At 57.3% G+C, this 13,426-nt stretch carries 9 protein-coding genes and 1 tRNA gene; 7 read left to right on the top strand and 3 right to left on the bottom strand.

Annotation, left to right across the window (positions count from 1 at the left end; all coding sequences use genetic code 11):
- Nucleotides 1-93: 93 nt before the first annotated feature.
- Nucleotides 94-972: a hypothetical protein gene (locus tag FR699_RS07105; RefSeq protein ID WP_158854951.1), complete on the top strand. Its 879-nt coding sequence runs from the start codon at nt 94-96 to the stop codon at nt 970-972.
- Nucleotides 973-1,123: 151 nt separating this feature from the next.
- Here FR699_RS07105 and FR699_RS07100 read toward each other — a convergent pair whose 3' ends face one another.
- The gene (locus FR699_RS07100) at nt 1,124-1,894 is read right to left on the bottom strand and encodes a hypothetical protein (protein ID WP_158854949.1); all 771 of its coding nucleotides are present in this window, start codon (nt 1,892-1,894) and stop codon (nt 1,124-1,126) included.
- Between the two features lie 83 nt (nt 1,895-1,977).
- On the opposite strand from FR699_RS07100, the gene FR699_RS07095 reads away from it, so the two are divergent.
- Complete coding sequence (locus FR699_RS07095) at nt 1,978-3,060, top strand: ParB/RepB/Spo0J family partition protein (RefSeq protein ID WP_158854947.1); 1,083 nt, start codon at nt 1,978-1,980, stop codon at nt 3,058-3,060.
- A 378-nt stretch (nt 3,061-3,438) separates the two neighbouring features.
- Here FR699_RS07095 and FR699_RS07090 read toward each other — a convergent pair whose 3' ends face one another.
- Both FR699_RS07090 and FR699_RS07085 read right to left on the bottom strand, forming a co-directional pair.
- Nucleotides 3,439-4,710 carry a hypothetical protein gene (locus tag FR699_RS07090; protein ID WP_158854945.1) on the bottom strand — a complete coding sequence of 424 codons (1,272 nt, stop codon included), beginning with the start codon at nt 4,708-4,710 and terminating at the stop codon, nt 3,439-3,441.
- A gap of 407 nt (nt 4,711-5,117) precedes the next feature.
- A tRNA-Asp gene (locus tag FR699_RS07085) sits at nt 5,118-5,190 on the bottom strand.
- A gap of 334 nt (nt 5,191-5,524) precedes the next feature.
- Between FR699_RS07085 and FR699_RS07080 the strand changes: the two genes are divergently transcribed.
- Genes FR699_RS07080 through rpoA2 form a run of 5 tightly spaced genes read left to right on the top strand, consistent with a single transcriptional unit; the run spans nt 5,525 to nt 13,426 of the window.
- Nucleotides 5,525-5,752 (top strand): DNA-directed RNA polymerase subunit H, encoded by a 228-nt coding sequence (locus tag FR699_RS07080; protein ID WP_154551116.1) that lies wholly within the window; start codon nt 5,525-5,527, stop codon nt 5,750-5,752.
- A 1-nt stretch (nt 5,753) separates the two neighbouring features.
- Nucleotides 5,754-7,319, top strand: a complete 1,566-nt coding sequence (locus FR699_RS07075; protein WP_158854943.1) for a DNA-directed RNA polymerase subunit B'' — start codon at nt 5,754-5,756, stop codon at nt 7,317-7,319.
- 1 nt (nt 7,320) lies between these two features.
- Nucleotides 7,321-9,147 (top strand): DNA-directed RNA polymerase subunit B, encoded by a 1,827-nt coding sequence (rpoB, locus tag FR699_RS07070; RefSeq protein ID WP_158854941.1) that lies wholly within the window; start codon nt 7,321-7,323, stop codon nt 9,145-9,147.
- Complete coding sequence (locus tag FR699_RS07065; protein ID WP_154551118.1) at nt 9,144-12,185, top strand: DNA-directed RNA polymerase subunit A'; 3,042 nt, start codon at nt 9,144-9,146, stop codon at nt 12,183-12,185. The genes rpoB and FR699_RS07065 overlap by 4 nt, the downstream gene beginning before the upstream one ends.
- The gene (rpoA2, locus tag FR699_RS07060) at nt 12,185-13,426 is read left to right on the top strand and encodes a DNA-directed RNA polymerase subunit A'' (RefSeq protein ID WP_154551119.1); all 1,242 of its coding nucleotides are present in this window, start codon (nt 12,185-12,187) and stop codon (nt 13,424-13,426) included. Before FR699_RS07065 ends, rpoA2 begins: the two co-directional genes overlap by 1 nt.

Below are 13,426 nucleotides of genomic sequence, written 5' to 3'. Positions count from 1 at the left end.
TGTTCTCTTCATCTTTCAAATCAGTAGTTAAGGGACTATGCATAGGTATCTATGGACTCATAGATTATTTCTGCACAACAGAGCATCTTTTATGTGACTGACAAGGACAAGTGGACTGACGTTCTCGGATTTTCCGATTTAGGCACCGAGGACCGGGAAGAGACTATTGCTGAGGTCAAAAGCTTGATTGAAGAACTCGGCGATAAATATCCCGAGGTTTTCGAAGAGCGCGCCATCACACCGCAGGAATATAACCGGGAACTCGTTGATGCTATCCACTCTTTAGATGGGACGTACAAACAGAGTCGAGGTGTTGACAGTGAGGATATTGTTCGAGACAAACTTCTTGACCCTGCCCAAGATGACGGCAAACTCACTTACGTTGATCAGCGTGACGATGAGCGTATTGATTTTAAGGGTCGTTTGAAGGTCACCGAGGAAACGTTTGCAATGGACATAAAAGGCGGAGAAGGACAAAGCATCGGCCATTTACTCGTACCAACCAACACCGATATTCTCGTCTTTTGGATGGAAAGGAACTCAATGAATACGAAGGCTCCGGACTCGCGTCTCAATGAAATCATCAATCGGGTTGTACGGTGGGGAATAAATCATGATGAGAATCCGAGTTACATCATCAATCACGACGAGCCCGCTGGTGCAACTACCAGTGATGGGCACGTCATCCCCGATGTCATCGTCTTTCCCGAACAATTTCCATCACCAACGAACCCAGATCCCGATATGCCTTCATTGGATGACCTCACTTTCCCGGAAGTAGTCTACGATGTGCTCATCGGTAATGATGACTTGCACGATGAGGAGATTCTAAAACACATCTGGTGGCACGAACTCCACTACCTGGATGAGGATGGCGGAAAAGTCGGCAAGAGCATTTATAACGCATACGACAAGGAAATCACTCTTGGAACGCGTGCTATCGATTTCGAGCGCATTTCCGAAGTTACATAATTATACTCGCCCAGGACAGGATGACATAGTCAAGAAAAAACTACGAGAAGAAAAGAAACAAAATCACTGCAACGAATTAATAATGATTGTGTGATTCCGGGCCTTTTCATACGGTCTACAAAATATTCGTCTTTTTGCCATCCCTTGATTATCACCAATCGCTGATCCGTTTTTGAAACATCTTATCTTTTTTCCATCTAATCACACTAATTATGATATATGATGTGGGATGGTTCTTTTGGTTTCCAATAAAGAAGAATTTTTTATAGTCATCATCTCTAAGATGGAGTGCGTCAATAACTTCTTCAGGATCTCTATCCGGATGATTATCCCAGAATCGATACATGCCCCATTCTATACAGTGTTGGTCGTGGCCAGTTTTTGCTTCACAAACATCTTTACACGTATATTCAACGTATAGTTTCTGTTGATATGCTCCCTTTGACTTCAACCGATTCCCTTCAAGATCGGTATGAATTGGTTCGGGATCTTCGATTGGATTTAAATAGACATTCTCGATTTCTGGTTCAACCAATCCCAAACTCTGTTCTCGATTGTTGATTATGTGTCGACAAGTCTTTGGAATCTTCTTAGTAAGTTCGATAGCTTCTGGCCGACTCAGTTCGTCAACCTTTTCGATTTTTTCATGTAAGTGGTCCCAATCTTCTTTAGATCCAACGATCTTCCAACTCTCATCCCGATAATCATCCGGATCTTTTATTACAGGCACTTTGATAACATTCCATCGCTTTGCGTTCGAATATTTGTGTGTCGGATACAGTCGTACAAATCCTTTTGATTCAGACCATCCACCAAGACAAACGGTGTGTCTACCATCTTTTTCGATCAGTTCTGGCCCGGCACGCCCGAGAACAACAAGATCGTCAATAATCTCTGCGTCGTCTGGCAAAGTGCCTGACATCTGGATTCTGTATTCAAAGTGATTGCTGTTAAATGTGGGGGGACAAGGAAGTGCTTTAGTGGGGGTCGAGCATATCATGGCCTATGCAAATAGCCTTGGACAAAATCGGGCTCCCTGGTTTCCAGATCCGCGAAGAAATCGACGAAGAACACGTTGAAGAAATTAAAGAGTCATTCCAAGAAGACGGACAGTGGAATCCAATTATTGTTCGCCCCGCATCGGACGAGAGTGCGAACGAATACGACGTGGTATCTGGGGCTCACCGAGTTCAAGCTGCCCGACGTCTTGGTTGGTCCGAAATTGAGGCCACCGTAAAAGACCTGGACGACGAGCATGCACGTGGGCTTGCTATCAAAACGAACCAGATGCAGAAAGAAATGCAGGACGAGGAGATTGGCGAGCTCTGTAAAGAGCTATATACTGAATATGGCCTCTCACAAGAACAAATCGGGGATATTACTGGTATGGCGCCGCGAACGGTACAGGACAAAATCACTCTTGTCATGGACCTCGCAGACTCCGTCTATGAGCGGGTGAAAGAAGGGGATCTTGCGGGCCGGAAAGGTTTGGTTGTCGCACAACTACCAAAAGAAGATCAGGAAGAGTTTACGAAGCGTCTGATCGAAAATAATTGGAGCCGTGACGAAGCGCGACGGCAGCTTGAACGGTTCCAGAACGATACAGTGGTAACGGTCGGATATAGCGGAATAGACTTTGACGAACTTGTGAAAAATCTCAAAAAGAAAGATGTCGATATCCTCGTAGACGTACGTGCTTCCGGCGAATCGATGTACAAACCTGAGTTTAACGTAGATGTTCTTGAAAGTCAGTTTGAGAACGTTGGCGGAATCGAATATGTACACAAGCCAGAATTCGGTGTCCCGCAAAATATTGTCCAGCCGTACAAGGAGCAGGCAATCGGGCACCAGTGTTTTGAAAACTGGTATATGTGGCATATCCACCAGGAAGATAAATTCGAACAATTCGGTGAGTTTCTAAAAGATGGTGGGAAACCAGCTCTGATGTGCATCGAAAAATATCCAAAGCCACAGGGAGATCAGAATCACTTCTGTCATCGCCACCATCTTGCGAACGAGCTTATAGAAGTAGACTACTTTCGGCATCGCGAAGACATTGGTCCAGTCAACGCCGAGCTCCCGACATAACGCCGTCCTTTTTGGGCCATCTGGCAACTTCTGTAAATTTTGAGCAGCGAACCTCTTCTAATACTTTGATGTTCTCTGAGTCTGTTCTCTCGCTGTGCTGCATGAGCGCTTTGTATCTTGCAGGTCTGCTTAAAACATTAACTCTAGTTATTAAAACATAAAAGCACATCTTTTTCGGTATTTGCGGTGCTCGTAAGATCTGCCCACTCACTCCGCCGCTCGGTCCAGCTTGCCGGTCCGGGCTGCGCTACTACTGCCGGGCTTTCGTGCTGTTACCCTCGCTCTGTCGCTCGGGGCAAATCACTGCGCGCTGCTCCAGAGTACGGGTTCCGGCGCTGCGCGCCGTCACCAGATCGGCAGTCAAGACAGTGTTGCCACTCACCGGGTGGCCTCTAACGCGCCACCTGGGAACACCTTCTCAGGATCGTACTCCGGGCGATCTTGAACAGGCACCATCTCGACACCACCAGGTTCGAGGATGAGATGAGAGTCACCGGTAACCTGATTCACTACCGATGTCGGAGCAGGGACGTCACCCTCTGGTTCTGGAGTTTGGTACTCCTCTGGCCGAAGGTCGTTGCCGATCCGACGCAGAGCGTGCGCACCGTTCGAGAAGTCGATTTTCCGGGACGCCGTAGCCCATTGGACTGCTGAGAACATCACTTCATGCGCTGCTCTGTCGAGCAGGTCCAGGTATTCATCGTCGTCCTCATCGTCATCGGTGAATTCCGAAAGGTAGCCCGAGAGGTACGACGCGAGGTTTCCCACGCCATCGCCGTCACTCTCTGGCTGTACTCGATTGACCGACACACACCGGTCTTCTGGGTGATCAGCATGGATCTGATGGGCGGACCAGTTAGCACTCGGGGTCTCCTCGACGTGCTTTGTGATCACCGGCTCGAAGTCCTCGACGGAGATCTCGAAATTCGTCACAACCGCGATGTGGTGATGACCGTAGCCGCTCTTGTGCGGCTCGACGATCCGAACGTACTCCCACCAGCGTTCTGGTGGATCATCCGGGTCATACCGGTTAGCGCCGAGCTGGTCGAACACTCGTTGCTGTTCCTGGCGAACGTGATCTGACCAGGAGTCACGCATCTCACGCCAGTGATCAGCTGGGCAACGATACTGGTTATTGGCGTTCTTGTGTGAGGCTGTGATCCCGATCAGTGCCGTATAGAGGTCATCGCTGCTTTGCCGACATGCTTCAAGCGCGCCACGTTCGAGGTCACGCAGACGGCCGTAGCGTTCGCGTGCTGCATCTTCGTCATAGGATGAACCGGCATCCATCTGAAAGTCAGGAAACTCTAGCACGAGGTCGTCTTGGCGCTGATACCATGTCAGAAACTCCTGCATAACTCCGGCGAGACTTTTCGACCGGAAAGAGCCAGGTTCTCCACGTCGCTCTCGAACCGCTTCACGTCGGAGTTTGGTATCGCTACTAACCGAGATTGCACGGAAGATCCGTCCGGCGAGGTCACCCTCGGCATCCTTGACGAACTCCATCGCAATATCGCGATAGGTTTCGGACGCTTCATCCTCGATTTCGCCCGTACAGACGCTTTCGTCGTCGTTCTGTGGGTCTGTACGGTTAGCCTTGGAAGGCCAAGAGGGAGCGTGTGGTCCGGTGATAGAAGATTGTTTACTCACCGCGACCGCCCCCCACACCGCAGACGAATGCCCTCTCCCTTCGGTCGAGGGCATGCGCTCGGCCTTCCGGGTCGGTCCCCCATGGGAGGGGGACCGCTTCCGGCCGGCCGCGCGGTCGGCCGCGATTGGCGCTCGCGGCCGATCTCCTCGCGTCGCTCCTAAAGGTCGCTCGTTCGTCGACGAACCGCGCGCCCTCTACCTCGCTTCCGGTGGCTGGACGGGCCGGCCTAAGCCCGACGTCACCCCGCGAGGGGGTCGTCGGGCTATATCGCACCGTACAACCGGGAGGGTGGGTCGGTGGGACGGCACTCGTTAGAGCGAAATCGGGACACTGGAGAAAGGCAGGTACAGCCGCTTTAGATCCGTAATAGTCCCTCTTAAGGGTGGGACCTAAACAAAAACTGGGACGCCCGGAGCGGGATTTGAACCCGCGTCACGACCGTGACAGGGTCGTATGATGGGCCACTACACCATCCGGGCCTGCTACACTCCTTCGTATCCGGGTGGTAATATTAAGACTTTCCAAACAGACCCGGACTGTCGGTCACTCACGTGGTGGTGATTGACGTAGTGCGTGCCGATCGGTCCCGACGACGACCACCCCGGTCGCTGACTCCACATCGCCCCGCCTGCCAGGGGGTATCCGACCAGAACACATTTACCTGCAGTCGGCCTACGTGGCGGTACTGAACGCCTGTACGCCGACAGCTATTGCCGGCGGTTTTGGTAAGCGTTATATGGCTTCCACCGGTAGCAATCTGTAGTATCTCGTGACAACAACCTTCTCCAGCCCGCCACACTCGACATCACACACATGGTAGACGTAAGTCAACACGAACTCGTTCCAGAACACACCATCCTCGACGACGACGAACTCGAGGACGTGCTCGCGGAGTATGATATCAAACGGACTGACCTGCCGAAGATCAAGCGTGCCGATCCCGCCTTGCCTAACGAGGCGGAAGTCGGCGACGTGATCAAGGTCATCCGGGATTCACGAACAACCGACACCGCCGTGGTGTACCGACTCGTCGTAGAATAACATGGATACGGAAGATCATCGCGCCATATCACGGGAATACTTCTCGAGGGATCGACTCGCCGAACACCACTTTCGGTCGTTCAACGCCTTCCTCGACCGGGGGATGCAGGAGGTCGTCGACGAGAAGGCGACCATCGATACCGACATCGGTGACAAGGAAGGCGAAGAACCCGTCTGGGTCGAACTCGGCGACGTCCGCGTCGTCACGCCCCGCGTCCGGGAGGCCGACGGCAGTGAGGAACTGCTGTACCCCCAGGAAGCGCGCCTCCGGAACATCACCTACTCCGCCCCGGTCTTCATGGAGATGGCCATCGTCAAGGGCGGCGAAGAGGAAGAAGAGCGGGTCGTCGACCAGACCGAAACCAAGGTCGGCCGGATGCCGATCATGGTCGGCTCCGAGAAGTGCAACATTGCCGGCTTCACCGACGAGGAACTGATCGACATCGGTGAGGACCCTGCCGACCCCGGTGGATACTTCATCGTCAACGGCTCCGAGCGGGTCCTGATGACCAGCGAGGACCTCGCGCCGAACAAGATCCTCGCGGAATACGACTCCAAATACGGCGACGAGATCCAGGTCGCCAAGACCTTCAGTCAGCGTCGGGGCTACCGAGCGCTGGTCCTGACCGAACGCACCCGAGATGGGTTGCTCGAAGTCTCGTTCCCGAGCGTCTCGGGATCGATCAACTTCGTCACGCTCGTTCGCGCACTCGGCTTAGAGAGCGACGAGGAGATCGTCCATCGCGTCAGCGACGATCCCGAGATCGTGAAGTTCATGCTCGAAAACCTGGAGGCTGCAGAGGTCCAGTCCCAGGAAGAAGCCATCGAGACGCTTGGCAAACGCGTCGCCTCGGGCCAGGGCAAAAACTACCAGCTCAAGCGGGCCAACTACGTCATCGATCGGTACCTCCTCCCACACCTCCACGAGGAAGGTGTCGAGGAAGAAGAGGTCCGGATCAACAAGGCCTACTACCTCTGCCGGATGGCCGAGGCGTGCTTCGAACTCGCCTTAGAACGCCGCGAGTCCGACGACAAAGATCACTACGCCAACAAGCGCTTGAAAGTCTCGGGCGACCTCATGCGGGACCTCTTCCGGACGGCACTGAACAAGCTGGCACGGGACGTCAAATACCAGCTCGAACGCGCCAACATGCGTAACCGTCAACTCTCGGTCTCGACGGTCGTCCGCTCGGACGTCCTGACCGAACGACTCGAACATCCACTGGCGACGGGTAACTGGGTCGGGGGCCGTTCGGGCGTTTCCCAGCTCGTCGACCGTACCGACTACATGGGGGTTCTCTCCCACCTGCGACGCCTGCGCTCGCCACTCAGCCGTTCCCAGCCCCACTTCGAAGCGCGTGACCTCCACGCCACCCAGTGGGGTCGCATTTGCCCCTCCGAGACGCCAGAAGGGCCGAACTGTGGACTGGTGAAGAACTTCGCGCAGGCGATGGAGCTCTCCCAGCACGTCGAGGACGAACGCGATCTGAAACATACACTCGCGGACATGGGGGTACAGGGCATCCCCGCGATCGAAACCAGCGCACAACAGCCCGCAGACGATTAACATGAGTCAGGGACGCGAAGCCAAAGTCTACGTCAACGGAAGTCTCGTCGGGACCCATCCCGAACCGGAACAGCTCGCAAACCAGGTACGCGAAGCTCGCCGCCGTGGCGAGGTCAGCGAGATGGTCAACGTCTCGGTCAAAGACCGTACCGACGAGGTTATCATCAACGCCGACGCCGGCCGGGCCCGCCGCCCACTGTTGGTCATTCGTGACGGTGAGCCACTCGTCTCCGAGGAAGAGATCGAGGCGGTCAAAGACGGCGACCTCTCCTTTGAGGATCTCGTCGACCGGGGCTACGTGGAGTTCATCGACGCCGAGGAGGAAGAGGACATCCTCGTTGCGGTCGATAAAGACGAACTCACGGAAGACCACACCCACCTCGAAGTCGACCCACAACTCATCTTCGGGATCGGTGCCGGGATGATCCCCTATCCCGAACACAACGCGAGCCCGCGGATTACGATGGGATCGGGGATGATCAAGCAGAGTCTGGGGCTGCCAAGTGCGAACTACCGGGTTCGCCCGGACACGCGCCAGCACTTGCTGCACTACCCGCAGCTGTCGATGGTCAAGACCCAGACGACCGAACAGATCGGCTACGACGACCGGCCGGCGGCCCAGAACTTCACGGTCGCGGTCATGTCCTACGAGGGATTCAACATCGAGGACGCCCTCGTCATGAACCGAGGATCGGTCGAACGCGCCCTCTCGCGGTCGCACTTCTTCCGGACGTACGAGGGGGAGGAACGCCGCTATCCGGGCGGTCAGGAAGACCGCTTCGAGATCCCGGACGACGAAGTGCGGGGCGCTCGCGGCGAAGACGCCTACACGCAACTCGACGAGGACGGCCTCGTCAACCCCGAGACGAAGGTCGGCGAGAACGCTGTCCTGCTCGGCAAGACAAGCCCGCCCCGGTTCCTCGAAGAGCCGGACGATATGGGCGGCCTCAGCCCGCAAAAGCGCCGTGAAACGTCAGTGACGATGCGATCCGGCGAGAGTGGGGTCGTCGACACGGTGACGCTTATGGAGGGTGAGGATGGCTCGAAACTCTCGAAGGTCAAGGTCCGTGACGAGCGGATCCCGGAACTCGGGGACAAGTTCGCCTCGCGACACGGCCAGAAGGGTGTCGTTGGCCACCTTGCCCCCCAGGAAGACATGCCATTTACCGAACAGGGTGTCGTCCCCGACCTCATTTTGAACCCCCACGCACTCCCCTCGCGGATGACTGTCGGGCACATTCTGGAGATGATCGGCGGGAAGGTCGGTGCCCTGGAAGGTCGCCGCGTCGATGGGACCGCTTTCACTGGCGAGGACGAAGAAGAACTCCGCGATTCCTTGGAGGATCACGGCTTCAAGTCCTCGGGGAAGGAGGTCATGTACTCGGGCATCACGGGCGAGAAGATCGAGGCCGAGATCTTCGTCGGGACCATCTTCTACCAGAAACTCTACCACATGGTCTCGAACAAGATCCACGCCCGTTCGCGTGGTCCGGTCCAGGTGTTGACTCGCCAGCCGACCGAGGGGCGTGCCCGCGAGGGTGGGCTCCGGATCGGGGAGATGGAACGGGACGTCTTCATCGGGCACGGTGCCGCCTTGACGCTCAAAGAGCGCCTGCTCGATGAGTCAGACCAGGAGTGGATCAACGTCTGTGGACAGTGTGGGATGACCGCCGTCGAGAACGTCGATCAACGCCGCGTCTACTGTCCCAACTGCGATGAGGAGACCGACGTCCACGAGGTCGAGATGAGTTACGCGTTCAAACTCCTCTTAGACGAGATGAAAGCGTTGGGTATCGCGCCGCGGATCGAACTGGAGGATGCAGTATGAGTACCGGACAATCACCCAAGTCGATCGGCAAGATCAGCTTCGGGCTGATGGACCCAGAGGAGTACCGGGACATGAGTGCCACGAAGGTCATTACGGCCGACACCTACGACGACGACGGGTTCCCCATCGACATGGGGCTGATGGACCCGCGACTGGGCGTCATCGACCCTGGCCTGGAGTGTAAGACTTGCGGGAAACACTCCGGGGCCTGTAACGGCCACTTCGGCCACATCGAACTCGCCGCGCCCGTGATCCACGTCGGCTTCTCGAAACTCATCCGGCGACTACTGCGAGGGACCTGCCGGGAGTGTTCGCGCTTGACCGCCGTCGATGCCGCGAAGTTCACCGATGGCGAGGGCGCTGTCGACCTCGCGGCCGCCGAGGCCGCCGCCGAGGAGAAGAAACGCGAATTCCGCCAGGAACTCCGTCGGACGGCAGAGCTGGGCAACGACTTAGATGACGTGTTGAAGTCGGCCATCCGGCAGGCTCGCTCGGCCAGCCGGTGTCCCTACTGTGGGGCCGAGCAGTTCGACGTCAAACACGAGAAACCGACGACCTACTACGAGATCATCGAGGTTCCCCATCCGGAGATCGAAGAACGCCTCAGCATGGCGATGGATCCGCCCGAAGGCGAGCCTGTTACGCCCGACGAACTCGCCGAGGCCATCGACGATGCCTTCAGTGCGGGTCGGATCCGGGAACTGCTCTCTGGCACCTACCGGCCCGACCGCAACGACATCGGTGCCTTACAGCAGATCGGCAAGGCGCTTTCCCGATTCAACGACTTAGAGGAACATCTCGGCGAGCAACTGGACTTCGAGAGTGCGTCGTCGTATCTCCTCGATGAGGATATGGACAAGCTGATGCCCAGCGACATCCGGGACTGGTTCGAGGAGATCCCGGACGAGGATATCGAGGCCATCGGGATCAACCCCGACCGGTCCCGACCCGAGTGGATGATCCTCACCGTGCTGCCGGTCCCGCCGGTGACGGCCCGCCCCTCGATCACGCTGGACAACGGCCAGCGGAGTGAGGACGACCTTACGCACAAGCTGGTCGACATCATTCGGATCAACCAGCGGTTCATGGAGAACCGTGAGGCCGGCGCGCCCCAGCTGATCATCGAGGACCTCTGGGAACTGCTGCAGTATCACGTCACTACGTTCATGGACAACGAGATCAGCGGAACGCCGCCGGCCCGGCACCGCTCGGGCCGCCCGCTGAAGACCCTCTCTCAGCGCCTGAAAGGCAAAGAGGGCCGTTTCCGTGGGTCTCTCTCGGGGAAACGCGTCAACTTCTCGGCACGGACTGTCATCTCGCCGGACCCGACACTCTCGCTCAACGAGGTCGGCGTGCCCGACCGGGTCGCCAGCGAGATGACCCAGACGATGAACGTCAACGAGCGGAATCTCGAGGACGCACGTCGGTACGTCGCCAATGGGCCGGAAGCCCATCCTGGTGCAAACTACGTTCGCCGGCCCGACGGTCGCCGACTCAAAGTGACCGAGAAGAACTGCGAGGAACTCGCCGAGAAAGTCGAACCCGGCTGGGAGGTCGCCAGGCATCTGGTCGACGGTGACATCATCATCTTCAACCGCCAGCCGTCGCTGCACCGGATGTCGATTATGGCCCACGAGGTCGTCGTGATGCCCTACAAGACCTTCCGGCTGAACACGACGGTTTGTCCGCCGTACAACGCGGACTTCGACGGTGACGAGATGAACATGCACGCCCTCCAAAACGAGGAGGCCCGTGCGGAGGCTCGCGTCCTCATGCGGGTGCAAGAACAGATGCTCTCCCCGCGCTTTGGTGAGAACATTGTCGGCGCGATCCAGGACCACGTCACCGCGATGTACCTGCTGACCAACCAGAACCCGACGTTCAACGAGACCCAGGCTTTGGACCTGTTGCGGGCGACCAACGTCGATACACTGCCCGAACCTGACGGGGAAGAAGACGGCAACGCCTACTGGACCGGCCGCTCCATCTTCTCGGAACTCTTGCCGGACGATCTGAACCTCGAATTCACGAGCGAGGCCGGCGACGACGTCGTCATCGAGGATGGCCAACTCGTCGAGGGGACGATCGACGACAGCGCGGTCGGTGCCTTCGGCGGAGACGTCGTCGATTCGATCGCGAAGATCTACGATAAGACCCGTGCCCGCATCTTTATCAACGAGGTCTCGACGCTCGCGGTCCGGACGATCATGCACTTCGGGTTCTCGATCAGTATCGACGACGAGTCGATCCCGCCCAATGCGGCCGAACAGGTCGACGAGGCCATCGACAATGCCTACGAGCGCGTTCAGGAACTGATCACGACGTACGAACAGGGCGATCTCGAATCGCTTCCCGGCCGGACGATCGACGAGACACTGGAGATGAAGATCATGCAGACGCTCGGCCAGGCCCGTGACAGTGCGGGTGACATCGCCGAAGACCACTTCGCAGAGGACAATCCGGCCGTGGTGATGGCCGACTCCGGGGCGCGTGGCTCGATGCTCAACCTGACGCAGATGGCCGGCTGTGTTGGCCAACAGGCAGTCCGCGGAGAGCGGATCAACCGCGGATACGAGAATCGGACGCTCAGTCACTTCAAACCGAACGACCTCTCGGCGGACGCCCACGGCTTCGTCGAACACTCCTATCGTGAGGGACTCGATCCCAAGGAGTTCTTCTTCCACGCGATGGGTGGACGGGAAGGGCTGGTCGACACGGCAGTCCGTACCTCCAAGTCCGGGTACCTCCAGCGTCGACTCATCAACGCGCTGTCGGAACTGGAGACTCAATACGACGGGACAGTCCGAGACACCAGTGATACTGTCGTCCAGTTCGAATTCGGCGAAGACGGTACCTCTCCGGTCGACGTCTCCTCCAGTGATGACTTCGACATCGATGTCGAATCGATCGCCGACCGGATCATCGATGCTGAATTCGACGACGACGCGGCAAAGGCGGAGTTCCTCGAACGGGAGGCCTTGCCGACGAACCTCTCTGAACATGCCGACGAGCGCTGGCTCGCGGAGGGTGATGACTGATGAACGGCGAATTCACCGAATACAATCCGTTAGATCGCTTCGAGCACGTCGACACCGACGTCAGCGCGGTCGTCGAAGACACCGACTTGCCGCGCCGACTCAAGACGCGCGTCTACGAGACTATCGAAGACCGCGAGGGTGTTACCATCGAACAAGCCGACGATATCGCGAAAGCTGTCGAGTCGCAGTACCTCGACACGCGAGTCGATCCGCTCGACCCCGTTGGGACGGTCTCGGCCCAGTCGATCGGCGAACCCGGCACCCAGATGACGATGAACACGTTCCACTATGCGGGGGTCGCCGAGATCGACGTCACCCAGGGGCTGCCGCGGCTCATCGAGCTAGTCGACGCTCGCAAGGAGCCAGACACGCCGATGATGACAGTTCACCTCGACGAGGAGTACGCGACCGAACGCGAACGCGCCCACGAGGTCGTCTGGAAGATCGAGGCGACACGGATCCTCGCGCTGGGTGACGTCTCGACGAACGTCGCCGACATGGCCGTCCAGATCGATCTCAACCCCGAGACGCTCAAAGAACGGTGGCCGACTGCCGACAGCGTCGACGAGGTTGCCCAGGAAATCGCCACCACCATCGAGTCCCAACTCGGTGTCGATACGATCCGCAAGGAGACGGTTATCCAGTTCGGTCCGGAAGAACCCTCCTACCGGGATCTCCTTCAGCTCGTCGAGGAACTGCGGGAGATCGTCTTCAAGGGCATCGAAGAAGTCTCCCGCGTCGTCATTCGGAAAGAGGAACTCGAAGACGGCAACGAGGAGTTCGTCCTCTACACCGAGGGGTCGGCCTTTGGCGACGTTATCGGTATCGAGGGCGTCGACGCCTCTCGGACGACTTGTAACAACATCCACGAGATCTTCAGCAACCTCGGTGTCGAGGCCGCTCGCGAGGCAATCATCGAAGAAACGATGAACACGCTCGAAGAGCAGGGCCTGGACGACGTGAACATCCGCCATCTGATGCTCGTGGCAGACATCATGACCAACCGTGGCGTGATCGAGTCGATCGGTCGCCACGGTATCTCCGGTAGTAAAGAGTCTGTCCTGGCCCGTGCCGCCTTCGAGGTTACCGTCTCACACCTGCTCGATGCGGCCATCCACGGTGAGATCGACGACCTCAACGGCGTCACCGAGAACGTCATCGTCGGGAAGCCGATCAAGCTCGGAACCGGTGACGTCGACCTCCGGATGGGCAGTCACACCGGCGGCGGCGCAGCCGACTGA

The organism is Halorhabdus sp. CUG00001, from assembly GCF_009797925.1.
Lineage (GTDB): Archaea > Halobacteriota > Halobacteria > Halobacteriales > Haloarculaceae > Halorhabdus.
The sequence above is the reverse complement of the archived record's forward strand: the minus strand, read 5'-3'. Positions and strand labels throughout refer to the sequence as shown.